Origin of the sequence: Anaerostipes caccae L1-92, assembly GCF_014467075.1 — a bacterium.
In the GTDB taxonomy this organism is placed as follows: domain Bacteria; phylum Bacillota; class Clostridia; order Lachnospirales; family Lachnospiraceae; genus Anaerostipes; species Anaerostipes caccae.
Window position 1 is genome coordinate 3,111,462 of sequence record NZ_AP023027.1, and the last position, 23,539, is coordinate 3,135,000.

The 23,539-nt window shown below is 45.0% G+C and carries 24 protein-coding genes, 8 tRNA genes and 1 rRNA gene (1 of these 33 running past the window's edge); 3 read left to right on the forward strand and 30 right to left on the reverse strand.

The window, feature by feature from the left end; translation table 11 throughout:
- Positions 1-144: 144 nt before the first annotated feature.
- The 14 genes from ANCC_RS15155 to ANCC_RS15220 all read right to left on the reverse strand — a co-directional run bounded on the left by ANCC_RS15155 (position 145) and on the right by ANCC_RS15220 (position 11,681).
- The gene (locus ANCC_RS15155; RefSeq protein ID WP_006566377.1) at positions 145-309 is read right to left on the reverse strand and encodes a FeoB-associated Cys-rich membrane protein; all 165 of its coding nucleotides are present in this window, start codon (positions 307-309) and stop codon (positions 145-147) included.
- Between the two features lie 88 nt (positions 310-397).
- Complete coding sequence (locus tag ANCC_RS15160) at positions 398-826, reverse strand: hypothetical protein (RefSeq protein ID WP_039946391.1); 429 nt, start codon at positions 824-826, stop codon at positions 398-400.
- A 225-nt stretch (positions 827-1,051) separates the two neighbouring features.
- Positions 1,052-1,693 carry a dihydroxyacetone kinase subunit DhaL gene (gene dhaL / locus ANCC_RS15165; protein ID WP_039946393.1) on the reverse strand — a complete coding sequence of 214 codons (642 nt, stop codon included), beginning with the start codon at positions 1,691-1,693 and terminating at the stop codon, positions 1,052-1,054.
- A gap of 121 nt (positions 1,694-1,814) precedes the next feature.
- Positions 1,815-2,813 carry a dihydroxyacetone kinase subunit DhaK gene (locus ANCC_RS15170; protein ID WP_182483068.1) on the reverse strand — a complete coding sequence of 333 codons (999 nt, stop codon included), beginning with the start codon at positions 2,811-2,813 and terminating at the stop codon, positions 1,815-1,817.
- A 12-nt stretch (positions 2,814-2,825) separates the two neighbouring features.
- Complete coding sequence (locus ANCC_RS15175) at positions 2,826-3,683, reverse strand: sugar phosphate isomerase/epimerase family protein (RefSeq protein WP_118476244.1); 858 nt, start codon at positions 3,681-3,683, stop codon at positions 2,826-2,828.
- Between the two features lie 30 nt (positions 3,684-3,713).
- A complete protein-coding gene (gene rpiB, locus ANCC_RS15180) occupies positions 3,714-4,163 on the reverse strand; it encodes a ribose 5-phosphate isomerase B (protein ID WP_006566381.1) in 450 nt (149 codons plus the stop codon).
- Positions 4,160-4,828 carry an HAD family hydrolase gene (locus tag ANCC_RS15185; RefSeq protein WP_006566382.1) on the reverse strand — a complete coding sequence of 223 codons (669 nt, stop codon included), beginning with the start codon at positions 4,826-4,828 and terminating at the stop codon, positions 4,160-4,162. Before ANCC_RS15185 ends, rpiB begins: the two co-directional genes overlap by 4 nt.
- A gap of 159 nt (positions 4,829-4,987) precedes the next feature.
- On the reverse strand, positions 4,988-5,902 hold the full coding sequence (locus ANCC_RS15190; RefSeq protein ID WP_006566383.1) for a cupin domain-containing protein: 915 nt from the start codon (positions 5,900-5,902) through the stop codon (positions 4,988-4,990).
- Positions 5,903-5,932: 30 nt separating this feature from the next.
- Positions 5,933-6,982: a PTS fructose transporter subunit IIC gene (locus ANCC_RS15195; protein WP_006566384.1), complete on the reverse strand. Its 1,050-nt coding sequence runs from the start codon at positions 6,980-6,982 to the stop codon at positions 5,933-5,935.
- A 38-nt stretch (positions 6,983-7,020) separates the two neighbouring features.
- Positions 7,021-7,326, reverse strand: coding sequence for a PTS fructose transporter subunit IIB (locus ANCC_RS15200; RefSeq protein ID WP_006566385.1), 306 nt, complete (start codon positions 7,324-7,326; stop codon positions 7,021-7,023).
- A 17-nt stretch (positions 7,327-7,343) separates the two neighbouring features.
- Positions 7,344-7,811: a PTS sugar transporter subunit IIA gene (locus tag ANCC_RS15205; protein WP_006566386.1), complete on the reverse strand. Its 468-nt coding sequence runs from the start codon at positions 7,809-7,811 to the stop codon at positions 7,344-7,346.
- 27 nt (positions 7,812-7,838) lie between these two features.
- A complete protein-coding gene (locus ANCC_RS15210; RefSeq protein ID WP_006566387.1) occupies positions 7,839-8,723 on the reverse strand; it encodes a class II fructose-bisphosphate aldolase in 885 nt (294 codons plus the stop codon).
- A 39-nt stretch (positions 8,724-8,762) separates the two neighbouring features.
- A complete protein-coding gene (locus ANCC_RS15215) occupies positions 8,763-10,718 on the reverse strand; it encodes a BglG family transcription antiterminator (protein ID WP_006566388.1) in 1,956 nt (651 codons plus the stop codon).
- Between the two features lie 291 nt (positions 10,719-11,009).
- On the reverse strand, positions 11,010-11,681 hold the full coding sequence (locus ANCC_RS15220; protein WP_006566389.1) for a C40 family peptidase: 672 nt from the start codon (positions 11,679-11,681) through the stop codon (positions 11,010-11,012).
- Positions 11,682-11,924: 243 nt separating this feature from the next.
- On the opposite strand from ANCC_RS15220, the gene ANCC_RS15225 reads away from it, so the two are divergent.
- Positions 11,925-12,812, forward strand: a complete 888-nt coding sequence (locus ANCC_RS15225) for a DegV family protein (RefSeq protein WP_039946463.1) — start codon at positions 11,925-11,927, stop codon at positions 12,810-12,812.
- A gap of 77 nt (positions 12,813-12,889) precedes the next feature.
- Here the strand turns inward: ANCC_RS15225 and ANCC_RS15230 are convergent, their stop codons facing one another.
- Positions 12,890-13,711 carry a formamidopyrimidine-DNA glycosylase gene (locus ANCC_RS15230; protein WP_006566391.1) on the reverse strand — a complete coding sequence of 274 codons (822 nt, stop codon included), beginning with the start codon at positions 13,709-13,711 and terminating at the stop codon, positions 12,890-12,892.
- 167 nt (positions 13,712-13,878) lie between these two features.
- Between ANCC_RS15230 and ANCC_RS15235 the strand changes: the two genes are divergently transcribed.
- Positions 13,879-14,484: a recombinase family protein gene (locus ANCC_RS15235; protein ID WP_022260958.1), complete on the forward strand. Its 606-nt coding sequence runs from the start codon at positions 13,879-13,881 to the stop codon at positions 14,482-14,484.
- Between the two features lie 212 nt (positions 14,485-14,696).
- On the forward strand, positions 14,697-15,629 hold the full coding sequence (locus ANCC_RS15240) for a GGDEF domain-containing protein (RefSeq protein WP_006566394.1): 933 nt from the start codon (positions 14,697-14,699) through the stop codon (positions 15,627-15,629).
- Between the two features lie 87 nt (positions 15,630-15,716).
- On the opposite strand, the gene ANCC_RS15245 is transcribed toward ANCC_RS15240, so the two are convergent.
- The 15 genes from ANCC_RS15245 to ANCC_RS15315 all read right to left on the reverse strand — a co-directional run.
- Positions 15,717-16,481 carry an SDR family NAD(P)-dependent oxidoreductase gene (locus ANCC_RS15245; RefSeq protein WP_039946466.1) on the reverse strand — a complete coding sequence of 255 codons (765 nt, stop codon included), beginning with the start codon at positions 16,479-16,481 and terminating at the stop codon, positions 15,717-15,719.
- Between the two features lie 59 nt (positions 16,482-16,540).
- The gene (locus tag ANCC_RS15250; protein ID WP_006566396.1) at positions 16,541-16,912 is read right to left on the reverse strand and encodes a metal-dependent transcriptional regulator; all 372 of its coding nucleotides are present in this window, start codon (positions 16,910-16,912) and stop codon (positions 16,541-16,543) included.
- Between the two features lie 40 nt (positions 16,913-16,952).
- Positions 16,953-17,876 (reverse strand): SufB/SufD family protein, encoded by a 924-nt coding sequence (locus ANCC_RS15255; protein WP_006566397.1) that lies wholly within the window; start codon positions 17,874-17,876, stop codon positions 16,953-16,955.
- A 12-nt stretch (positions 17,877-17,888) separates the two neighbouring features.
- Positions 17,889-18,614, reverse strand: coding sequence for an ABC transporter ATP-binding protein (locus ANCC_RS15260; protein ID WP_006566398.1), 726 nt, complete (start codon positions 18,612-18,614; stop codon positions 17,889-17,891).
- Between the two features lie 113 nt (positions 18,615-18,727).
- Positions 18,728-19,315 carry an NAD(P)H-dependent oxidoreductase gene (locus ANCC_RS15265; RefSeq protein ID WP_006566399.1) on the reverse strand — a complete coding sequence of 196 codons (588 nt, stop codon included), beginning with the start codon at positions 19,313-19,315 and terminating at the stop codon, positions 18,728-18,730.
- Between the two features lie 77 nt (positions 19,316-19,392).
- Positions 19,393-20,067: a C40 family peptidase gene (locus ANCC_RS15270; RefSeq protein ID WP_006566400.1), complete on the reverse strand. Its 675-nt coding sequence runs from the start codon at positions 20,065-20,067 to the stop codon at positions 19,393-19,395.
- 218 nt (positions 20,068-20,285) lie between these two features.
- Positions 20,286-20,359, reverse strand: a tRNA-Arg gene (locus tag ANCC_RS15275).
- Positions 20,360-20,395: 36 nt separating this feature from the next.
- A tRNA-Leu gene (locus ANCC_RS15280) sits at positions 20,396-20,482 on the reverse strand.
- A gap of 24 nt (positions 20,483-20,506) precedes the next feature.
- Positions 20,507-20,579: transfer RNA gene (locus ANCC_RS15285), tRNA-Val, on the reverse strand.
- A 33-nt stretch (positions 20,580-20,612) separates the two neighbouring features.
- A tRNA-Asp gene (locus tag ANCC_RS15290) sits at positions 20,613-20,686 on the reverse strand.
- 19 nt (positions 20,687-20,705) lie between these two features.
- Positions 20,706-20,779: transfer RNA gene (locus ANCC_RS15295), tRNA-Ile, on the reverse strand.
- A gap of 34 nt (positions 20,780-20,813) precedes the next feature.
- Positions 20,814-20,886, reverse strand: a tRNA-Thr gene (locus ANCC_RS15300).
- 16 nt (positions 20,887-20,902) lie between these two features.
- Positions 20,903-20,974, reverse strand: a tRNA-Glu gene (locus tag ANCC_RS15305).
- Between the two features lie 33 nt (positions 20,975-21,007).
- A tRNA-Asn gene (locus ANCC_RS15310) sits at positions 21,008-21,080 on the reverse strand.
- A 150-nt stretch (positions 21,081-21,230) separates the two neighbouring features.
- A 23S ribosomal RNA gene (locus ANCC_RS15315) occupies positions 21,231-23,539 on the reverse strand; it runs 587 nt beyond the window's last position.

Sequence of the window (23,539 nt, forward strand, 5' to 3'; positions counted from 1 at the left end):
AAGATGAAATAGATCCTGCTGAATGAGGTTCAGAAAAGAGAAACCGTATGGTGCTTTCTATGTTGATAATATATCATACATATTTTTACATGTCAAGATATAAATTACAAAAGGCTGTGATAATACTCACAGCCTTTTACTCACTTACTTTGAGTCTTCTTTTTGTCTGGATGCACAGGATTTAGAGCAGCCGTCACATCCGCAGCCGCACCCCGTTTCTCCCCTGCGGATACGTGAAATAAATCTCCACAGCACAAAAAGAACGATTCCCGCCGCTAAAATCAGGATAACTCCGTCTGTTAAACTCATAGGCTCCTCCTTTTTTGATAATTACTATCATTTAATTACCATATCACGAGAAAAATCATAAGTCAAATAGGCTTTATCGGTTTTTACCTTATTTAAAAATATATAAAAACTTCCATTTCCCTTTTTCCTTAGCGAATACAGCGAAATCTGCCACGGTGGATCCCTTCTCATATCCTTCTAAGATCACAATATTATCTAAAGAATATTTTTCTACATCTCCATCTGCCGTATTTTTTTTTATAAATTCTTCCCATGAATCATACCCTATTTTTTTATAATATTCAGGTTCAAACACTATTCTGTCTAAATCATAGACACTATCTCTCCACTTATGTTTCAGCTCTTCTGCTGCTTTCTTTTTCATAGCTGGCAATTCCTTCTTTGAAATCTTTGGAATTTGATCTCTTATACTGATTTCTGTGGTAGTCTCTGACTTCGCTGTTTCCTTTTTCTGACACCCTGTATTAGCAAGCAGCAACACAGCAATCAAGAAAAAAACAGTAATTTTTTGTCTCATAGAAATCTCCTTTCTTCCGTCTTTGGCTGGTAATACAAGCAGTGATGAGTTTATAAACACTTTTCCCTTCGCTTCCTCTTTTAAAATCGTCTCCGTAAATGCTTCTAATCTTATTTATTTTAACCCAACTATATTATACATTATAAACTATCTCTCTGCACAAAAAATGCACTGGCAAAATCCAGTGCATTTTCTATAACAGTTCACATTCTTCTTAAATTCTGATTAACCCAACAGCTCTTTTGCAGCTGTTCCAAGCGTGGTCACAATAAAGTAACAGCTTGTAGCTCCCGCATCCAGAACCCCTCTGGAACGTTCTCCAAGGCGGCTTGCACGTCCGATCTTAGCTACCAGATCTTTCGTAGATTCCCATCCCTTTTTTGCCGCTTCGTTCATAGCATCCAGACACTCAGCAAAGTCTTTGCCTGCATCTTTCGCTTCCATAAAAGCATCCTTTGCCGGAATCAGAGTATCCAGCAGAGTCTTGTCGCCGACCTTTGCCGGACTGATTTCCTGGATTCCCTCCACGGCTCCGCTGATCATCTCTCCGAATACTTCAGCATCGATTTCATCTTTATCTTCGCTTGCCGCAGAGAGTTCATCAAACAACAGACCATAAAGAGGTCCCATAGAACCGCCGATATCCTCCAGTAAAGTCTCACCGAGAGTACAGAGTCCTTCACTCATATTATAGGTCTGTCCCTTGAGCTTTTCCTCACACATGGTAAAACCTTTATTCATGTTAATGCCGTGGTCACCATCGCCGATCTTTCCGTCAATCTCGCTCAGATAATCTCTCTGCTCCTGAATCGTCTTGATCAGCTTATCTACGATGATTCCTGCTTCTGCATTTTTAAAACTTGACATAATTCTTCTCCTCACTTTAAACTCAGACTGCTTCCTTCTGTTATTTATTGTAACATAAGGATCACACTTTTCAATTTGTTTTGGGTCCAGTGATGCTCCAAATTTATGGAAAACGCCGGACTTACAGCTGTTTTAAACCGACAGAGTCGCAGGGCATGTCGATGCATTCTTTCAGTTCATCGTCAAGCTTCATCACAGTAAGTGTCACACCCATCATCTCAAGGGAAGTAAAGTAATTACCCACATATGCCTTGTGAACACTGATTCCTTTTTCTGCGAGAACTTCTTCCACACGGTCATAGACGATGTACTGTTCCATCACCGGAGTTGCCCCCAGGCCTGACAGAAGCACTACCACTTCGTCTCCCTCTGCAAACGGCAGGTCCGGAAGGATAATATCCAGCATCTCGTCTGCGATCTCACTTGCAGTCTTTAATGGCTGTACATTGATTCCCGGCTCCCCGTGGTGTCCGATTCCAACTTCCATCGTTCCGTCCTTGATCTCAAAGTTCGGATGCCCCACAGCAGGGATGGTACACGGTGCAGTTCCGATTCCTACGGATCTCGTGTTGTTGATCGCTTTCTGTGCCGCTGCGATGATTCCGTCCAGATCAGCACCCATAGAAGCCTTCGCTCCCCCGACTTTCCACATGAGCACTTCGCCCGCAACACCGCGGCGTTTTTCCAGTTCATCTTTCGGTGCAGACGCACAGTCATCATTTGCCACAACAGTCTTTACTTCAATTCCAAGCTTCTTTGCTTTTCTCATAGCCATCTTGACGTTCATGTTATCGCCTGCATAGTTTCCGTAAAGGCACGCAACACCTTTTCCGGAATCAGCCTCTTTCATGGCATCTAAGAAAGCCTTTGCTGTCGGTGATGAAAAAATTTCTCCCACGGCTACTGCATCACACATATTCTTACCGATATAACCGATGAATGCAGGTTTATGCCCGGAGCCTCCCCCGGTGACGATTCCTACCTTTCCTTCCACAGGTGCATCCTTATATTTCAGGACACGAGGATCTTCCGTAGGTGCCACAATGTCTTTATGTGTCTTTACAAATCCTTTCAGCATATCCTCAACAGCATAATCAGGATTGTTTACAATTCGATTCATCTGTTCTCCCTCCTATATCTCAGCAGCGATGGCTTTCAGATTTTTCAGCCCTTCAATCGCAAGTTCTTCTCCGGTATCGGCAAATTTTCTCCAGATCGCACAGTTGCCGGACAGTTCTTCAAAGCTCGGATCAAAAGATTCGATCACCAAAGGTCCGTCATACCCGATCTCTACTAATGCATTGAAAAATTCTTTAAACGGCACAAGCCCTGTTCCAGGAATACCTCTGTCATTTTCATTGACATGAATGTATCCGAGATATTCTTTGCCGCAGGTCTTTACTGCCCCTGCAAAGCTCTTTTCTTCCCTGATCATGTGGAAGCAGTCGAGATGAACCTTGACATTTCCTGTTCCAACATCCTTACAGAATGCAACTGCATCTTCTGCAATATTCAGGAAATGTGTTTCAAAACGGTTGACACATTCCACACAGATGGTAACATCTCCGGTTTCCTTTGCGTACTCGGCAACTTCCCTCATGCACTCTACGCCCCAGTTCCACTCTTCCTCGGTCCTTGGCTTCTTCGTCAGATATCCCCAGCCTGCATAATTTACACCGCCTAAAATCGGTGCACCCAGTTCGTTGCAGATATCCACACATTTTTTCATGGCTTTTACACCTTCTGCACGAATCTCAGCATCCGGAGAGATCGGATTGGTTTCAGGTGTCAGCGTGGTAGTGCAGACACAGTCGATGCCTACTCTCTCTAACTCTGCCTTCACTTTTTCTACAGGAAATGTGAATGGGTTGGAGATCGCAAAGTCAATGACTTCAAATCCCAGTTCTTTCGCCTTAGGGATGATCCAGAGATGTTCTTCTCCATATGCTTCTGCCCAGATAAACGTATCCACTCCAAATTTAAAATTCATAGAAAACCCTCCTTGTTTATGTACTTGGCTTTATTTGCTGAACTGTTTTTCGTAATATGTAATCCGTTCTACTTTCTCGGTAGACGGTCCGTCTTTGAAGGTAAGTCCCATCCAGATATCCAGTAAATATAATGCCAGCTGTGGTGCGATGACTCTTGCTCCCATACACATCACATTTCCGTCGTTGCTCAGGATAGAGCGCTCTGTTGAGAATGGATCGTGGCAGACTGCCGCACGGATGCCCGGCACCTTGTTGGCTGTCATCGCCATACCGATTCCTGTTCCGCATACAAGAATTCCCCTGTCGCATTCGTTGCTTGTTACTTTTTCACAGGTACGCACTGCCACATCCGGGTAAAGTTCCACTTCCCCCGGTCCCACGCCGTTGTCTACCACTTCATGTCCCGCATCTTCCAGATGCTTTTTAATCGCCTCTTTCAAGTCAAATGCTGCCTCGTCACATCCTAAAGAAATTTTCATTGCTCGCTCCTTTCCAGCAGACCGAGTATTTCCTCCGGCCTGTCTACCACAAAAGTTCCCCCATATGCTTCCAGTTCTTCTCTTCCCCTGAATCCCCAGGAAACGCCGACCGTATCGAGGCCTGCGTTTTTTCCTGTCAGCATATCCGTATTGGAATCCCCGATATAAAGCACCTCTTCCTTTTCAAGACCCATAAGCTCCAAAAGCTTCAGCGCCCCTGCCGGATCAGGCTTCTTGGGTATTCCCTCTCTTTCTCCGTACACATCCACAAACGGAATATGCGCGAAATACTTTTTGATCAGTGCACTGGTATAGTCCGATCTCTTGTTGGAATTGACTCCGAGGGCGATCCCTTTCTCACAAAGCTTCGCCAGCAGTTCCAAAATCCCTTCATAGGGAGCAGTCTTATCCAGATACCTCCGGTCATAGGCTTCTACAAAGGCAGACACCGCGTCATCAATGGTCTTCTCATCCCTGGCATCCTCAGGAAGGCTTCTCTCCACAAGCTTTTTAAACCCATTTCCTACTTTTTTCTTGTAGTCTTCCGGCCCGTGGAGAGGAAATCCAAACTTCTCCATCACCTCATTGACGGAGTCTGTAAGATCTCCGATCGTATCAAGAAGCGTCCCGTCCAAGTCAAAAATTATGCCTTTGTATTGTCCCATCGTTTATCCCCTTTCCTGCCAAAAAGATTCTTCACGGCATGCCGCAAAGAATCTTTCTAGGCAAATCACCATGTGTTCTTCTTAATTATACACCAATCACTGCGGCGGTTCTATGCCTGGATGATTTATGTATATCTTATCGTGATTTCATGGATGGGATTATAATTCAGTTACTGCAAATACAACTTTTACTGGTTTTGCTTCAAAGTTCACTAACTGATATTTCGTTCCTGCAGGAAGGAAGAACGTATCTTCCGGTTCCATAACGAAGCTTTCCTGAGCGTCAACCAGGTTTACGGTTACCGGTCCGTCAACACAGTAGAGTGCTCCGTCTCCTGCATGTGTGTCAGGATCTGAACATCTCGGTCCGTATCCTCCTGCCGGAAGGATCATCTCGCCGAAGTGTCCGTAATCGTTGCTTGTGATAAATCTCATAAGCATCGGATGAGTTGTTCCGTGTACGTTGTTTAATTTCTCAAAATCACGCACTGCGTAAACAGCTCCGGTTTTTCTTGCTTCTGTCGGATCTACCGGCCAGCATCCGATATCATCGGTGCATCCCTGACGGGAGATATCCTGGATCTTGTCTCTCATATCCGGAAGGTTATCATTGTTCGGTCCTTTGTAGAACTTTGTCTCTTCCTCTGTCGGGATAACTGCCGGAGGAATGGACTCGCTCCATGCTTTTGGAGTGATGAAGTAAAGGATTCTTGCCTTCTGGTCTGAGAAGTTATGGCAGCAGTGCCAAGCACCTTCCGGCATAAACAGTCCCTCTCCTGTCTCTAAGTAAGCAAACTGTCCGTTTCCGCTTCTCTGAACAACCGGTCCGTTTAAGATGTAGTAAGACTCATCTCCAGGATGAATGTCAAGTGGTGCAAATACTCCGCCCGGTCCCAACTCATAAATACCAAGCATGAAGGTATCCGTTGTGATCATTGTAAATGTATTGTCGGATGTAAATGCATTATCCGGCGGATACAGTGCTGTAGAGTAATCCTGCTTGCGGATTAACATCGGTTTCTTGTCGTCTGGTGCAAAAGGGAATTTTCCCATAATATCAAATAACTTTGCCATTTTATTTCTCCTGTTTTGTTTTAATTTTATTTACTCTGCTGCTAATTCTTCTTCCGTTTTCGTTTTAGAAACAAGTACGATCAGTGCAGCTGAAACAGCTCCTGCCACAATTAAGCAGATAAAGAATGGAAGCACTTTGTTCATTGCAAATACTACGAAGACTCCGCCGTGAGGTGCACGGATTGTAATTCCCCATAAGTAAGACATCACAGATCCGACTGCGGATCCAACCATAAAGCACGGAATGTATTTTAAGTTCTTTGCAGCATATGGGATCGCAAACTCTGTGATCATGCATAATGCTCCTGCAAAACATCCTGCGATTCCTGTTCTGTCTTCCTTAGTGAATTTCTTAGGTGCAATCAACATAGCAAATGCCATTGCAAGTGGTGGTGCACAGCAGGCTACAAAGTTTGCTGCCATCGGTGCATAGTTTCCTGTTTCCATACATGCCAGTGCAAATGCGTAAGCAACTTTGTTACATGGGCCTCCCATGTCAAATGCCAGCATACATCCCTGAACAATTCCTAAGAGCACCAGGTTTCCTGTTCCCAGGTTGTTTAACATTGTTGTCAACGCTCCTGTTAATGCTCCTAAAGGTCCTCCAATCACATAGTGCATCAATAAACAAATGCCCGCACATCCGATAACCGGAATAATTAAGGTTGGAAGCAGGGATCTCACTGCATTAGGAAGCGGAATCTTCTTTAACGCATTTACAAGATAGCCCGCGATAATACCTGCAATCAGCGCTCCGATAAATCCTGAGGAATAACCCATTCCCCAAGGGTCAGTTGCCAGCCAGCCACCGAACATTCCGACACAGATTCCCGGTTTGTCGGCGATTGAGAATGCTACATACGCACCTAAGATCGGCACCATGAAAGTTCCCAGACCAATCTTACCAATCCAGAAAATGGTTGATGCAAAATTCCTTCCCGGTTCTACTGTATTGGGGATATCGTATCCTCCCAGCAGGAACCCTAAAGCTACTAAAATACCTCCTGCCACTACAAACGGCAGCATATAGGAAACACCGGTTAAAAACGCTTCTTTAATATCATCTACTACGTCTCTCATTTTTCATCCATCCCTTCATATTTTAATTCTCTCTTCTACTACTCTTCTACTTCACTAAAAATAATACTCGGGTCTTTGATCACTGCATGTGGTTTTGTCTGAAAAATCTTGTCTTGGTATGGTGTAAAACGTTCTGCCTTTGTAATTCCTACATCATTGGCAAATACGATCAGGTCAGCTTCTTTGATGTCACGGTCCCTCAACTTGTCTTCGATTCCAAGTGCACCTTGTTTCTCAACCTTACACTTGTATCCTTTCTGTTTACAGATCTTTTGAATCGCCTCTGCCGCCATGTAGGTGTGCGCAATCCCTGTCGCGCACGATGTCACTGCTACAACTTTCATGATACATCCCTCCTTCTCTAGAGTTCTTTGATCCCTTTGATCAAGTCATCATAACTTTCAGCCTTTTCTAATAATGCCAAAAACTCGTCGTGAGCCAGAAATCCTGCCAAAGTTGCCAGCACTCTTAAATGGTAATCATTCTCTTGATTTTCAGAAATCGCCAGAACAAAGATGTACTTTACTTCGCCTGACTCCCCGCCAGACTCATAAATGAACGGCTCTCTGCATCTGCAGAACCCGATTCCGGGTGTCAGGACCTCTTTACATTTCCCGTGAGGGATGGCAATCATATTGCCCATGTAAGTCGGCCCCAAAGTCTCCCGAAATTCCAAAGCCTTTTTGAATGCCCCGGCGTCTGAAACGAGCCCTGCCGTTTCAAACTGCCTGGTCATTACATTGAACATGTCATCTTTGTCCTTAAACGGTTCCCGATCAAGGATCACCATCTCATCGAGCAGCACTTCGGATAAGTCCACACTGTTCATGAAATGTTTCCCTCCCTTTACGGAATCCTATTTCCCGTTTTTAAACGCTTTGATAACGTCTTTTGCATATCCTTTCATGAATTCGAAAGCTTCTTCCTGTAATTCATGGTATGCAATCTTTCCGTCTGTCTCAGCAACACGGTCAGCTACGAATTTTGTTGCTGCCTTTGCCATGTAAGAGTAGTAATTTACTTTTGAGCATCCTGCTGTGATCGCTTCCTGTACCTGAGAGAATTCTACTCCTGAAGCCCCATGCATTACGACACGGCATGTATCCGGAATCGCTGCGCGAAGTGCTTTCACTCTGTCAATGTCCAGTACCGGCGGCTCTGCGTAAATTCCGTGCATCGTTCCGAAGCATACAGCCAGTGCATCACATCCTGTCTCTTCAGCGAATGCTTTTGCTTCTTCCGGCTCTGTGAAGAATTCTTTGATGTCTTCGTTTGTCAGGACACGGCTCTCTGCGTCCTCTTCTCCATGAGTATCTTCCGCTGTAGATGCCATAACTCCAAGCTCAGCCTCTACTGTGATACCTGCCGGATGTGCAATCTTTACGAATTCTTTTACTCTCTTTAAGTTTTCTTCGTAAGGAAGTGCGCTGCAGTCGTACATGATAGATGGGAATCCAACTTTTAAAGCTCTCAGTACGAAATCATAGTCACTGCCGTGGTCTAAATGTACACAAACCGGTACAGATGCTGCCTTCGCATATTTTAACATTTCCGGCCCGATTCTCTCGATCGGAATGAGCGGATCATGTACCTGTGCATGGTCAATGATGATCGGTGTGTTTAATTCTTCTGCCGCACCAATGACTGCACGGATGGTTTCCACGTTCGGAGTATTGATACATGGAATTGCATACTGCTCCTTCTCTGCGATCTCTAAAATTTCTTTCATGTTTACTAACATAGTGCTTCCTCCTTTAAATTAGATGCCTTTCGGCCATTGTTACCCTGCTTCACTCATTAAAATTTCATAAAACTCTTTTGGTCCCTCCGCATCCAGAAGATGTCCGATCAGTTCTTTATTGCCGATCATCCCATAGAAATACTGGAAAAACCTTAGAATTTCCTCCGAAGTTTCAAAATCAATCGCAATCAGGAACATCAGCCGTACCTTTTCGTTGGGTGTCCATGAAATCGGATATTTCAGCCTTACAACCGCAACGCCGCTCTGCTTCACATAATCTTTGTAAATATGCGGCATTACGATGCCCCTCCCGACGGTGGACGGCCTTTTTAATTCCCGTTTCCACACTTCCTGGCTGAATCCTTTCTCTATGAAACCCTGTTCATACAAAAGGTCGCTTGCGAGCTGTATCACGTCCTGTTTTTCCATGACATTAACGTCGGTTAAGATCAAAGATTCTCTGAAAGATTTCTTTGTCGTCTCCAGCGCATCCGTCATTTTTTTGTCGTGCTCAAGCTCATCCAGACTCACGGCGATTTTGTTGATATCCGCCTGATCGATATGTTTTGTCACTTCGATTGTATTTTCCCTCGGCTCCTTTAGGGGAACCGTAGAAATCAATAATTGTCCTTTCATTGTTTCCGGGTGAAAGTCCCGTATATGAATGCTGTCTATAATCTCAAGCCCTTCAACTGCATTCTCAATCTTAATCTTCTGGTACCTTGCGGTGTGAGGGTCTGTGGCAGTAAGAAGCACCGCCTCACGTCCCTCCCTGCTGTCCATCATCGCATTGTGGATCAGCAGTGCGATCCATGCAATCTCGTCCTGGGTCAATATCACAGAAAGCTTACCTTCAATGTCAAAAATATAAGTCATACATGCCGCATATACATCCTGCAGCTGATGCTGCACATCTCTGTGCAGGTCGTCCCATTCCACTAATTTGTAATCACGTTTGATTGTGATCTTTTCTAAAAATGAACTGATGTCATTGATAAGAACTTCATTCTTTAATACATTCTCTTTCTTCATCACGGCCAGAACAATGGAAAGATAGTCCAGTGCGATGTTCTCATATTTTTCATCCTTAGGGCGTATTCCGTGTCCGCAGGTCTTTGCAACCATCAGCTTAGCGGCCAGAAACTGGTATTCTAATGACATGTCTCCGTCTTGAGGAATAATTTCATCTAATATCAACCGAGCCGCATCGAGGAAAGAAGTATCTAACTTGGTCATCTTTCGGCTTCCCGCGTTTTGGAGGATTTTCCCTTCCCCGATACGGTTGATTGTCAGTAATAAATATTCCGTCAGCCGGCAAAAAGAGATATCCACAAAGATTTGATTTAAAAACTCCTCTGCCTTCCGGAGGCTGTCCTGCACCTTCATAATGTTTTCTTTTGGATAATGGTCGGTAAAAAAGGTGTAGGCCCGTTTGCTGATTCGGTAGTCTAAGTTTTCAGGCAGTTTTTCAATATAGGCGTGTTTCCAATACTTTTTGTTTTCAGAATCCACAATTGCCTGTCTTAGATCAAATTCATCTCCCTTGATCTGAATCCCCTGATTCCTTACTTTTGTAAGTGTCAGGTTAAACTCACTTAAATAGTCTTCAATATGCTTCAGATCTTTCTGAATGATATTCCTGCTCACACACAGCTCTTCGGAGAAAAGCTGAATCGTATATTTGGCCGGATAGTAAAATAACGTATCTAATATGTAGTTCTTTCGGTAGTAGAATGATTCCGGATCTTTGTTGGCATATTCATTGAGGTCATCCAGGATCATTTCCCTCTGTTCTTCCGTTGCGACCAAACACAGTCCTTTTCGCGGTGCCGTCAATAGTTTTGCTTCATACTTCTCTATCTCACGGCTGATATCGCTTAAAGAGTGTTTGATGCTGCTGACAGAAACTCCTGTCATTTCAGAAAGTTCATCAGTGGTGAAAAAACCATACGTATCAATCATTCTACGTATTACTTTTTCCTGTAAATTATTCATCTCGTAGGCCTCCTTCAATGAATAAAACCGATGAAGTTAAGCAAGCGTCTTGCTTATGTATTAATCATAATATCCTTCACCGGTTTTGTATATATCTCATAAAATCAGTTTTTGCACTTATATCGGTACAATTAGTATAATTTTTAAAATTAGCGAATGTTTTCTCTATTTTACTACGCCTAACCCTTTCTGAACATGGAAAAAAAGCCCTGGAATCATAAGTTTAGGATAGGGGGTAATGATTCCATGGGCTTTTTTTCTTTAGCCGGTTTGATATTTATCTCCCGGTATTTATCTTACAATCCGCCGTACAGAGACGACTTTCCTGTAATTCGCTTTTGGTGAGATCTTGATGCCGGTCTTTCTGGAACTTGCATGTACGATCTTTCCGCCTCCGATATAGATGGCTACATGTCCGCTGTAGCAGATCAGATCTCCCGGCTGTTCCTTCTTATAAGAAACCTTTTTCCCCGCTCTTCTCTGAGAGGAGGAAGTTCTCGGGATATTATATCCAAAAGAACGGTAGACGGCTTTTGTAAAGCCGGAGCAGTCTGCTCCTGTATTTAAATTTGTTCCGCCCCAGCGGTAAGGATTTCCTACAAACCTTTTGGCGAAACTTGCCACTGTCTTTCCTTTTGTTTTTTTGCTTCCCTTGAGCTTCGGTGCTTTTGTGCTTATCTTTACACGTTTTTTCGGGACAAATCCTTTCTTTCCCTTATAGGAAATCTTCCTCCAGCTACCGCTTGTATAATAAACGGTGACTTTCTTTCCCTTTTTGATTCTGGCCAATGTCTTTGACTTTTTTGATTTGCTCCTTTTTAAACTTGTAGTCGCACTTTTAATATATCCGGTATAACCCGAGGCTGCCTGCACTTCTTTTTCCGGAAGTGATGCTGCCGCCGTACCTGTTATCATTAAACATGCAACTGCAAACATTGCGGTTCTCTTTGCGATTGCTTTCATTGTATCCTCACTCAATTTCTTTCTATATATTACGTAATTATTACATTTCGTTTACATTTATGAATTATAGCACGTCGTAATAATATTGTAAAGCATTTTGTAATATTTTCGTAATAATTATTCATATTTTATTAACAAGACAAGTTTTCGCTGTATACAGGCACCGGTTTGATAATTTCTGGAATTTCCTTTATAATAGGAAACAACAGATAAATGACTTAAAGAAAGAGAAAAGGGATTACTATGGAACCATTTGTTTTGACCTGCTGTTCCACAGCAGATATGGAAAAAAATTATTTTGAACGGCGTAATATTCCTTATGTATGTTTTCATGTTAATTTAGACGGCAAGGATTACATGGATGATCTGGGAAAAAGTATTTCGTTTGAAGAGTTCTATAAGAAAATACAGGAAGGTGCTCTGGCAGGCACCTCCCAGGTAAATGTAGAAGAATATATCGAATTTTTCGAACCGTTCCTAAAGAATGGTCAGGATATCCTGCATATCAGCCTGTCTTCCGGAATCTCCGGTACATTTAATTCTGCCAATATTGCCAGAGAGGAACTATTAGAAATCTACCCAGACCGTCAAATCCTTCTTGTGGATTCTCTGGGCGCATCTTCTGGCTATGGACTGCTCGTAGATATGGCCGCAGATCTGAGAGACCGCGGGGACAGCATCCGGGATGTGTATGAATGGACTGTCTCCAACAGACTGAAGATCCACCACTGGTTTTTCTCCACAGATCTCACATCCTACATCCGCGGAGGAAGGATTTCCAAGACCTCAGGCTTTATCGGCACGATGCTCGGCATCTGTCCTCTGCTGAATATGGATTCTGAGGGACACCTGATCCCCCGCGCTAAGATTCGGACAAAAAAGCGGGCCATTAAAGAAATCGTTAAGAAAATGGAAGAGCACGCAAAAGACGGCACAGACTACAGCGGCAAGTGTTTCATTTCCAACTCCGCCTGCTTTGAAGATGCCAGACAGGTTGCGGACCTGATCGAAGCTGCATTTCCTAAGCTGAACGGCCCTGTAGTAATCAACAGCGTGGGAACTGTCATCGGAGCCCATACGGGTGCGGGAACCGTTGCCCTGTTCTTTGAAGGAGATGAACGGACGGACTAAACACGTGTCTGCAGTCTATTCTCATCAAATATCATACTTCCCTGAGACTCCTGATTCAAAAGGTGTCTCAGGTATTTTTATGTCTGGCATTCAGGGCAGAAATATACTGTACCTCCCAGATAAGCAGCCTTTGTAATCTCTCCGCCGCACTTCGGACATCCGTCTTTATATGTGTTCTTGGAGAGTTTCGTCTTATAGCCCCCGGGATTACCCCAGAGATCCTTCTCTGTATCTCTTCCTCTGAGACGCACCATTTCAGACAATACTTCTTTTATACTCACAAAAAGGAGTTCCTTTTCATGTTCTGTAAAACTGCCGATCTTTTTCTTTGGATGAATTCCCGCTTCAAACAGGATATCCTGAAGGACACCGTTTCCCAGCCCCGGTATCCGTTGTTTTGTAGCAAGAAAAGCCTTTGCGCTCAAGTTCGGTTTGGCTGAATCCAGAAGCCCGAAAAAATAGGTATGGTCAAACTCCGGTGAGATGGGCGATATGCTGTTTTTACTTACAATATAATATTCATTGTCATAACTTCCGTCTGCACATGCAATGCTCCCATACATCGCTACTGTAAAAACAAGAACAGTTCCGTCCGAGAAGTCGATCCTAAGCTGATACTTTCCGGGTATGTTATCCCCTTCCCCGAAGATCCTTACATTCACACCGTCATTGAAACAAACTCTTAGATCTCCTTCAAAAATAATCTCGGCAAAGATCCCGAACCCCTGTGCATCGACCACCTTCCTTCCACTCAGCATATCGTCATAAGATGACGCTTCCCCGTTAAACCAGCAGAACTTGTGCGGAGAAGACGGCGGCCAGACTTTCTCTGCCCTCTTTCCTTTGAGTTCACTCTTCAATTCATCTGCCCTTGCCAGAGCTTCCGGTAATTCTATCATTTTTCCTGCACCTCCTTTTTCATATACTGTACAGTTTTAATAATATTTTAACACACGGAGAGAAAACAGAGTCCAGTTATTTTTTCTGCGGCATATATTACCTTTTTATTTATGCTGTTCCATATGGGATAATGATTCTGTCACATTTTGCAGAAGGAGGGAGAGAAATGGATTATGGATATGTCAGGGTATCGTCCAAAGATCAGAATGTGGAACGGCAGCTCGCAGTGATGAAGGACCTGAAAATACCTAAACAAAACATTTTTATTGACCGGCAGTCGGGAAAGGATTTTAACCGTCCTCTTTATAAGAAACTGCTAAGAAAGCTGCGGCCGGGAGATACTCTTTTTGTAAAGTCCATTGACCGCCTGGGCAGGAACTATGAAGAGATTATCGAAGAGTGGCGTACTATTACCAAACACAAGAAGGCCGACATCGTTGTCACTGACCTTCCGCTGCTGGATACCCGCGGTAAAAATGCTCTGGACCTAACAGGTGTCTTTATATCGGATCTGGTGCTGCAGATCCTTTCTTACGTTGCACAGACAGAACGGGAACAGATCAGAAAACGGCAGGCCGAGGGGATTGCCGTAGCCAAAGCCAGAGGCGTCAGTTTTGGACGTCCTCCCAAAGAAATACCAAAGGAGTTTGACCGCATTTATACACTCTGGAAGGCAGAAAAAATAAGCGGCCGGGAATCTGCTAAACAACTCGGAACCACTCACAACACATTTTTTAAATGGGTCCGGCAGGCAGAAGAAGGCCGCTCATAAACACAGAAATGTGGTAAAAAAAGTAGACTTTTTTACCCGTTTGTTTTTTATAGTATCCGGATCATCCCGTAAAAAAATAAATGCGGAACAATCTTTGAATCCGGTACGTTTGCTGTCTCGGATTCACTCTATAAAAATAATATCATTAACGACGAAAAAAGTCTACATTTCTGCCCATTTCATGGCTGGTAATGTATGGAAGGTCGGAGTGAATGAAAAACTTGAAATCTGCAGAGGAGTTTTGCCGCTTTCTCTGGCATAGTTATCTCATAGACAATAAGAAAGAGGGAATTGACAAATTTCTGGATCTTCGTATGACAGAGATTGGCACAGGCCTCGGAGAATTTTGTCAAAGTTCCCTTGAGTTTCTCAAAACCTTTGGAGCTCCCCGTGCTGAACATACTTTTTTAATTGACAAAGAATGGTATGAATCTTCCTGCCTGCGCGAGAATCTTTTTCTCATAACCGGCGAAATTAAACTCAGCAGGAGGAACAGCGGAACAAATCTGCCGTCTGTCCATCTTCGTTTCAGCATGATTACGGAGTATTCGGACAGTGGATGGCAGCTACTTCATCTTCACCGCTCTGTACCGGATTTCAGCCGTATAGACAAAAAGACCATTTATTATTCCCAATTTGACTATCTGACCGGACTGATGAGCCGCCGCTGCATGGAGGATCATATCGATAAGCAGATGAAGCAAAGACCTTCAGGCGTCCTGATTGCCATGGATATTGATAACTTTAAGATCTACAACGACCAGTACGGTCATCCTTTTGGAGACAAGATACTGGTATCCCTCGCCAAGAGTCTTCAAAAAACTTTTCCAAAAGCAGTCAACGGAAGGATAGGCGGTGATGAGTTTATTACTTATATATCCTGTCTTTCTATACATAAACACAGACTTGAAGAATTACTGGCACTGTTTTTTGAGAACTGGAACTCCCGCCAGGAGGACTTGAACCTTGACGGCAATGTATGTGTCTCTGTGGGAATCGGTTTTTATCCTGAGCACGGAAAAGACTTTCAAACTCTATGGTCCAATACTGACAAGGCACTGTACTCTGCGAAAAATAATGAGAACAATCACGTCTGCTATTGTTCTGAACTTTCTGCTTTGAAGAACAAAGCAGGCAAGCTTTGAGGAGCTTGACAGCTTTGCAGCTTTCCTATGGAATGAAAAAGGGCCTGGGATCTTCTCCTATGAGAAAATCCCAGGCCCATATAATTCTTAGAGGTTTGCGCCGTAATCCAGCACGATACACTGTCCGGTAACAGGAGCAGATTCATCACTGGCCAAAAATAAGATTGAGTTTGCCACGTCTTCTGCTGAGCATGCTGGAAGCCTTAGATCAGAATGCACAGCCATGGCCCCCATCATATCCGGGTCCATAGAATCCATCGTCTGTCCGGCTGTCATCGGAGTCTTGATCATGCCCGGACAAATGGCATTGCACCGAACCCCGTCTTTTGCACACCGCATAGCCGTGTGTTTGGTAATACCCAGGCCTGCCGCCTTGGAAGCCACGTAGGCAGCTCCTCCGCCCCCGTTCACTCCTGCAATGCTGTCCACATTGACGATAGATCCGCTCTTATTTTTCAGCATGATTTCCAGCGCTGCACGGATAAAATACATCGTTCCCTTTGTGTTGATGTCAATGATTCTGTCGATCTCGCTGTCCGCTACTTTATCGATGGGAAGCAGACCTTCGTCCAGCACCCCGGCATTATTCACCAGAATATCCAACGTACCGAAATGCTCTGCGGCTGCTTCTACGATTCTTTTGCCGTCTCCCGGGACAGAAATATCGCCCTGCAGTGCCAGCACTGTGCCTCCGTCAGCCTCTATATCAGCAGCCACAGATTCAAGCTTTTCCTTTCTCCGGGCAGTGATAACGACTTTGGCACCTTCCTTTGCAAACCGCTTTGCCGTCTGTTCACCTACGCCGGAATTCCCACCGGTAATGATTGCAACTTTTCCTTCGAGTCTTCCCATACTGCTACCTCCTTGCACAGCTGTTTGTCTTATCTTCCTCTTAATTATACACCCTTTCTTCAGCATATACCATTTTCATTTAAAAACATTTTAATTCCCTGAAAAGTCTGGGCGCTCAGAACATGTTCACACCGGCATGCATCTTCCTCGGCCACATGTTCCGGCACTCCCGCAATCTGAACAAAAAGCGAAGTCAGCGTCCTGTGTCTCTCGTAGATCGACTCGGCCTTTTTAAGCCCTTCGGAGGTAAGGGATATATATCCTTTTGCATCCACGAGAATATACCCCCCTTTTTTCAAAATCCCGACCGCACGGCTGACGCTTGGCTTGCTGTAATTTAATTTTCTGGCGATATCGATAGAGCGCACCTGCCCTAATTCCTGTTTTAACATTAAGATAGCTTCCAGATAATTTTCCCTTGATTCCAGCATCCTGATACTCCCCCTTATTCTCCCCCTGTTGTTTTAAAGATTATTTTAAAAAGTCCTCTATAATCACTGCTTCTGCCTCTTCTCCAGTCATTCCAAAAGTGCGCAGTTTGATGAGCTGATCATTATTGATACGCCCGATGGCTGCCTCGTGTATAATCTGGGCATCCACATGGTTTGCGTTGATCTCAGGAATAGAACTGATCTTTGCATCATCCATGATAATAGAATCACACTGCACGTGTGCGTGGCACAGCGCATTTCCGATGGCTTTCGGATGAAAGACCTGGGTAGATGTGTCTTTGGCGACAGACCGGGATATGATCTGTGCAGAACTCTCCTCCCCGTTTAACTGTACATCCATGTTTGATATTGCCTGCTGGTTTCCATGTGTCATAAGTTTTTCCATTACATAGAGTTTGGACCCTGCCCCCATCTCCACATGTGTCTCCCGTATCGTCGAATCAACCCCTTTGATCTGAGTCGTATCCAGCGTAAAAACAGAATCTTCCTCCACATATATTTTCGTGACAGGATTTAAAACCCTGCCTCCGGTTCCTTTTCCTTCCCCGTAATGGCGCTCCTCATACCGTACATTGGCATGGCTGCCCACATGGAATGCATGTATGCCGTCATGCCTGCTCTCCTCGTCCCCGTCATTGTGAATGCCGCATCCTGCCACAATAAGAACATCTGCACCATCCTCGATATAAAAGTCATTATAAACCACATCTGTGATGCCGGAAGCAGAAACAACCACCGGTATATGCACCGCCTCACCTTTTGTCTTCCCGCTGATAAAGATATCAATCCCGGGCTTGTCCTGCTTCTTTACGATGCGGACATTCTCACTGTCGCCGTGACATACTGCCTGTCCGTTCTGACGCAGGTTATAAGCACCTTTCTGTACAAACCCCTGGCCGTCGATAGCCTCCAGCACTCCGGCCGTTATTTGGTCTAATTTCATGTCCTTATCCTCCTATTCCTGCATAAAAGCACACTGCTCTTCAGATTCTTCTGCCATGAGATGAGGATAGACCTCTTCTTTCGTCCCGATCTCTTCTACCCGGCCGTCCCTGATGATCATGATGCGGTCTGCCATCCGGATAATCCTCTCCTGATGGGAAATCAGAATGAGACTTGCCTTGTTTTCTCTGTGAATCTTTTCAAATTCTTTGATCAGCATGGCAAAACTCCAAAGATCAATTCCTGCCTCCGGTTCATCAAAAATACATATTTTATGATCTTTTGCAAATACCGTGGCGATCTCAATCCTCTTCATCTCGCCCCCTGACAAAGTAGCGTCCACTTCCCTGTCTTTATATTCCATTCCGCAGAGCCCAACACTGCTCAGCAATTCACAGCACCGCTCGTCCTTCAGTTTCTCCCCTGCCGCGAGAGAGAGAAGCCTGGAAGCCGTCAGCCCTTTAAATCTTGGAGGCTGCTGGAATGCAAATCCTATGCCTGCTTCTGCCCTCTGGTCTATGGTATAGTCTGTGATATCCTCTCCGTCCAGAGAGATTTTACCTCCGCTTGCTTTTTCTATCCCCATTAAAATCTTTGCGATGGTGGACTTGCCTCCGCCATTGGGTCCTGTGACAACAAGCATTTCCCCGTCATCTACAGAGAAACTCACATCATCCAGTATCTGCACATCTGCACCGTTTTCATTAATCCGGTATGATAAATGTTCTACGTTTAACATAACTGCCGCCTCTTTTCTTGTCTTTTGAATTCTATTATATTTATATAACCGTATTTTATCATGTTTTTCAAGTTATTGCGTCCATGTTTTGGAAAAGATTCATTCTCATTTCCCTAAAAAGTCCCTGCCAGCAGTTCTGCCTCTCTCACTGCCTGATCCATGATGAGTCCCACATCATTTCCAATGATATCAAGTCCTTCTGCGGTCACCACATCTGTCCTCTGGATTCCAAGCATCCGAAAGACAGAATCAAGGAATTTTCCGGCGTGGTCGTCCTTCTTATTCGGACCCTCAGAATAAATTCCTCCTCTTGTGGAAAAGAATATGGCTCTCTTTGCCTTTCCGTAACCTTCTGCGGTTCCGTCCTCCCTGTATCCAAACGTCAGACCTGTGACACAGATCTGTTCAATATAAGCGTGTACGGCAGCCGGAAATGTTCCTTCCCAGAACGGAGCCGCAAGCACAACGATATCCGCCTCCAGAAATGTCCTGGCCTCATCAAACACCGGATCATCCCAATTCCCCTGAGCTGCCAGACGGTCCCTCTTTTTTAGTGCCTCACGGTCCAGCGGCAGACAAAGGCCGTTCACCTCTGTGATCTCATATTTCCCTCTCAGACAGTCAAGAAATCGTCTGGCCATCAGCAATGTCCTGGATTCTTCTCCTCTGATACATCCATTGACAAATAAGATTGATTTCATACGCTCCTCCTTCTATCAAAACATTATGAGAACATGAAAAAAAATGTGCAGGATTTCTCTTGCACATTTTGTTTGATCTATTCTCTTACGATTCTCCTCACGGCTACTACTTTTCTGTAGTTGGCTCTCGGAGAAATCTTAATCCCTGTTTTTCTTGTGCTGGCATGGACGATCTTACCGTTGCCTATGTACATGGCTACATGGCCGCTGTAACAAATCAGATCTCCAGGCTGCTTGTTTTTATAAGATACCTTTCTGCCCGCTTTTCTGAGGTCCGAAGACGTTCTCGGAAGCTTATATCCGAAGGAACGGTATACTCCTCCGACAAAACCAGAGCAGTCGGCACCGCTGTTTAAATTTGTTCCTCCCCATACATATGGGTTTCCTACAAAACGCTGGGCAAAGGCTGCCACTGTCTGTCCTTTTTCTTCTTGGCTTCCTGACAGTTCAGGAGCATTTGTGTTAATATACACATATTTTTTCAGGACAAATCCTGTCTTGCCTTTGTATGTAACCTTTCTCCATTTCCCGCTCGTATAATGAACCTGCACAGGTTCTCCTTTTGAAATTTTACGGATCACCTTCGATTTTTTAGATTTGGACTTTCTCAGTTTTACCCATGATTTCCATATCCGTCCGCCGTATGTACCCTGTGCTGCATGAACTTCTTTTTTCGGAGCTGCCAATCCTGATGTAATGATCATAGAAAAGACGAGCAGACATATTGCTGTCTTTTTTAATATTGACTTCATAAAGATGTTACCTTCCTACTTCGATATTTTATATTAATTTTATGTTTATTACAGTATTGTTACATTTCATTCACAGTTATGAATTATACCACAACATTTCTGTAAAGTAAACCTCTCATCATACAAAATAGGTATTTTTCCGTCATTTTTTCCGAACTTTTATAATAAATAATACTGCACAAAAAACCCTTATAAATCAATGATTTATAAGGGTTTTACGTGGGCGAGAAGATTCGAACTCCCGACCTTCTGGTCCGTAGCCAGACGCTCTATCCAGCTGAGCTACGCCCACATATGAAATTAAGCAGCACTTTTAATAAGTGCTCAATGCCGTTGACCGGAATCGAACCGGTACGGGAGTATAAGTCCCGCAGGATTTTAAGTCCTGTGCGTCTGCCAGTTCCGCCACAACGGCATTCTGAGAGAAATTCTCTCAAAATGGGACCAATAGGGCTCGAACCTATGACCCTCTGCTTGTAAGGCAGATGCTCTCCCAGCTGAGCTATGATCCCAAATATAAAAATACTCTTTTTAAATAAAAGAGACGACCCGGATGGGGTTCGAACCCACGACCTCCGCCGTGACAGGGCGGCGCTCTAACCAGCTGAGCCACCGGGCCAAAAATAACTGTATACAAATGGACCCTCGGGGACTCGAACCCCGGACCGATCGGTTATGAGCCGATTGCTCTAACCAACTGAGCTAAAGGTCCTTATCTTCTCACCACTTAACGTCCAAGTGTATGAAGCCGTTGACCGGACTTGAACCGGTAACCTGCTGATTACAAATCAGCTGCTCTGCCAATTGAGCCACAACGGCGAAATATGAAGCTGAATGACTCCAACGGGATTTGAACCCGTGTTACCGCCGTGAAAGGGCGGTGTCTTAACCACTTGACCATGGAGCCTTGTTTCTTTGACCGCTTCACGGTCTTACTAAACTCCCCGAGCTGGGCTCGAACCAGCGACAACACGGTTAACAGCCGTGCGCTCTACCAACTGAGCTATCGAGGATCATTCTTTTTATTCTTTCCTTTTTCTTTTGAAATATACCTTGTAATGCAAAGCATATCGTCCGTAGGACATGTAATACGGGATGCCCTGTGGGTATACCTTCAAAACTACATACAGAACGTTCCATCAAACTTTCTTCCTTACCTTTCCTTGGTTAAAGCCTCGACCGATTAGTAACAGTCAGCTCCATACGTTGCCGCACTTCCACCTCTGCCCTATCTACCTCGTCGTCTTCAAGGGGTCTTACTAGATTACTCTATGGGAAATCTTATCTTTAGGGGGGCTTCACGCTTAGATGCCTTCAGCGTTTATCCCTTCCAGACTTGGCTACTCTGCTATGCATTTGGTAATACAACAGATCCACCAGTGGTCCGTCCATCCCGGTCCTCTCGTACTAAGGACAGCTCCTATCAAATTTCCTCCGCCTGCGCCGGATAGGGACCGAACTGTCTCACGACGTTCTGAACCCAGCTCGCGTACCGCTTTAATGGGCGAACAGCCCAACCCTTGGAACCTGCTACAGCTCCAGGATGCGATGAGCCGACATCGAGGTGCCAAACCACTCCGTCGATGTGAACTCTTGGGAGTGATAAGCCTGTTATCCCCAGGGTAGCTTTTATCCGTTGAGCGATGGCAATCCCACGTTATACCACCGGATCACTAAGTCCTACTTTCGTACCTGCTCCACCCGTCGGTGTCACAGTCAAGCCTTCTTCTGCCTTTGCACTCTGCGAATGGTTTCCGTCCATTCTGAGAAGACCTTTGAGCGCCTCCGATACCCTTTCGGAGGCGACCGCCCCAGTCAAACTCCCCACCTGACATTGTCCCCCAACCAGATCATGGCTGTTGGTTAGAAATCCAATACTGCAAGGGTGGTATCCCAACAGTGACTCCTTAAGGACTGGCGTCCTTAATTCTCAGTCTCCCACCTATCCTGTACATGCAGTACCGAATCCCAGTATCAAGCTGGAGTAAAGCTCCATGGGGTCTTTCCGTCCTGGCGCAGGTAACCAGCATCTTCACTGGTATTTCAATTTCACCGGGTGTGTTGTTGAGACAGTGCCCAAATCATTACGCCTTTCGTGCGGGTCGGAACTTACCCGACAAGGAATTTCGCTACCTTAGGACCGTTATAGTTACGGCCGCCGTTTACTGGGGCTTAAGTTCAGACCTTCGCGCTAATGCGCTAAGCCCTCCCCTTAACCTTCCAGCACCGGGCAGGCGTCAGCCCATATACTTCACCTTGCGGTTTTGCATAGACCTGTGTTTTTGCTAAACAGTTGCTTGGGCCAATTCTCTGCGGCCATATCACTATGGCACTCCTTCTCCCGAAGTTACGGAGTCATTTTGCCGAGTTCCTTAACAACACTTCTCCCGTCGGCCTTAGGATTCTCTCCTCATCCACCTGTGTCGGTTTACGGTACGGGCACATAAAAAACAATAGCGGCTTTTCTTGACAGCTGGGGGCCTGGGCTTCCCTACTTTTGTTCGGTCCGCGTAACGCCTTTGCCTTGCATGAGGGATTTGCCTCCCATACGGCTACTTCGCTTGCACCAGTGTTTCCATTCCTGGCTCCCATTTCCCTTCTGTGTCCCCACAGTTCTGTTTTTATGTGGTACTGGAATTTCAACCAGTTATCCATCGACTACGGCTCTCGCCCTCGCCTTAGGTCCCGACTTACCCAGAGCAGATCAGCTTTACTCTGGAAACCTTAGATATTCGGCCGGAAGGATTCTCACCTTCCTCTCGCTACTCATTCCGGCATTCTCTCTTCTAAGCAGTCCACCACTCCTTACGGTATGGCTTCATCCCGCTTACAATGCTCCTCTACCAATGTATTCCTACATTCCACAGCTTCGGTGTCGTGTTTTAGCCCCGGACATTTTCGGCGCAGGATCTCTCGACTAGTGAGCTATTACGCACTCTTTCAATGTATGGCTGCTTCTAAGCCAACGTCCTAGTTGTCTTTGAAATCCCACATCCTTTTCCACTTAACACGTACTTTGGGACCTTAGCTGGTGGTCTGGGCTGTTTCCCTTTCGACTGTCCAACTTATCTCGTACAGTCTGACTCCCATCAATCATCTGGCTGGCATTCGGAGTTTGATATGTTTTGGTAAGCTTTGACGCCCCCTAGACAATTCAGTGCTCTACCTCCAGCAGACTTTGATGAGGCTAGCCCTAAAGCTATTTCGAGGAGAACCAGCTATCTCCGGGTTCGATTGGAATTTCTCCGCTATCCACACCTCATCCCCACCCTTTTCAACGGATGTGGGTTCGGTCCTCCACTTCCTCTTACGGAAGCTTCAACCTGGACATGGATAGGTCACCCGGTTTCGGGTCTGCCCTCACTGACTATTTTCGCGCTCTTAACGCTTGCTTTCACTTCGGCTCCGGACCTTAAGTCCTTAACCTTGCCAGTACGGGCAACTCGCCGGACCGTTCTACAAAAAGTACGCA

Coding starts and splice junctions, on each gene's coding strand:
- ANCC_RS15155 (WP_006566377.1), bottom strand. CDS start 309: ATGAGTTTAACAGACGGAGTTATCCTGATTTTAGCGGCGGGAATCGTT.
- ANCC_RS15185 (WP_006566382.1), bottom strand. CDS start 4,828: ATGGGACAATACAAAGGCATAATTTTTGACTTGGACGGGACGCTTCTT.
- ANCC_RS15195 (WP_006566384.1), bottom strand. CDS start 6,982: ATGAGAGACGTAGTAGATGATATTAAAGAAGCGTTTTTAACCGGTGTT.
- ANCC_RS15245 (WP_039946466.1), bottom strand. CDS start 16,481: ATGGGAAGACTCGAAGGAAAAGTTGCAATCATTACCGGTGGGAATTCC.
- ANCC_RS15240 (WP_006566394.1), top strand. CDS start 14,697: ATGAAAAACTTGAAATCTGCAGAGGAGTTTTGCCGCTTTCTCTGGCAT.
- ANCC_RS15160 (WP_039946391.1), bottom strand. CDS start 826: ATGAGACAAAAAATTACTGTTTTTTTCTTGATTGCTGTGTTGCTGCTT.
- ANCC_RS15270 (WP_006566400.1), bottom strand. CDS start 20,067: ATGAAGTCAATATTAAAAAAGACAGCAATATGTCTGCTCGTCTTTTCT.
- ANCC_RS15215 (WP_006566388.1), bottom strand. CDS start 10,718: ATGAATAATTTACAGGAAAAAGTAATACGTAGAATGATTGATACGTAT.
- ANCC_RS15260 (WP_006566398.1), bottom strand. CDS start 18,614: ATGTTAAACGTAGAACATTTATCATACCGGATTAATGAAAACGGTGCA.
- ANCC_RS15190 (WP_006566383.1), bottom strand. CDS start 5,902: ATGGCAAAGTTATTTGATATTATGGGAAAATTCCCTTTTGCACCAGAC.
- ANCC_RS15200 (WP_006566385.1), bottom strand. CDS start 7,326: ATGAAAGTTGTAGCAGTGACATCGTGCGCGACAGGGATTGCGCACACC.
- rpiB (WP_006566381.1), bottom strand. CDS start 4,163: ATGAAAATTTCTTTAGGATGTGACGAGGCAGCATTTGACTTGAAAGAG.
- ANCC_RS15175 (WP_118476244.1), bottom strand. CDS start 3,683: ATGAATTTTAAATTTGGAGTGGATACGTTTATCTGGGCAGAAGCATAT.
- ANCC_RS15230 (WP_006566391.1), bottom strand. CDS start 13,711: ATGATAGAATTACCGGAAGCTCTGGCAAGGGCAGATGAATTGAAGAGT.
- ANCC_RS15235 (WP_022260958.1), top strand. CDS start 13,879: ATGGATTATGGATATGTCAGGGTATCGTCCAAAGATCAGAATGTGGAA.
- ANCC_RS15250 (WP_006566396.1), bottom strand. CDS start 16,912: ATGCTGGAATCAAGGGAAAATTATCTGGAAGCTATCTTAATGTTAAAA.
- ANCC_RS15205 (WP_006566386.1), bottom strand. CDS start 7,811: ATGAACAGTGTGGACTTATCCGAAGTGCTGCTCGATGAGATGGTGATC.
- dhaL (WP_039946393.1), bottom strand. CDS start 1,693: ATGTCAAGTTTTAAAAATGCAGAAGCAGGAATCATCGTAGATAAGCTG.
- ANCC_RS15210 (WP_006566387.1), bottom strand. CDS start 8,723: ATGTTAGTAAACATGAAAGAAATTTTAGAGATCGCAGAGAAGGAGCAG.
- ANCC_RS15170 (WP_182483068.1), bottom strand. CDS start 2,813: ATGAATCGAATTGTAAACAATCCTGATTATGCTGTTGAGGATATGCTG.
- ANCC_RS15255 (WP_006566397.1), bottom strand. CDS start 17,876: ATGAAATTAGACCAAATAACGGCCGGAGTGCTGGAGGCTATCGACGGC.
- ANCC_RS15225 (WP_039946463.1), top strand. CDS start 11,925: ATGGAACCATTTGTTTTGACCTGCTGTTCCACAGCAGATATGGAAAAA.
- ANCC_RS15265 (WP_006566399.1), bottom strand. CDS start 19,315: ATGAAATCAATCTTATTTGTCAATGGATGTATCAGAGGAGAAGAATCC.
- ANCC_RS15220 (WP_006566389.1), bottom strand. CDS start 11,681: ATGAAAGCAATCGCAAAGAGAACCGCAATGTTTGCAGTTGCATGTTTA.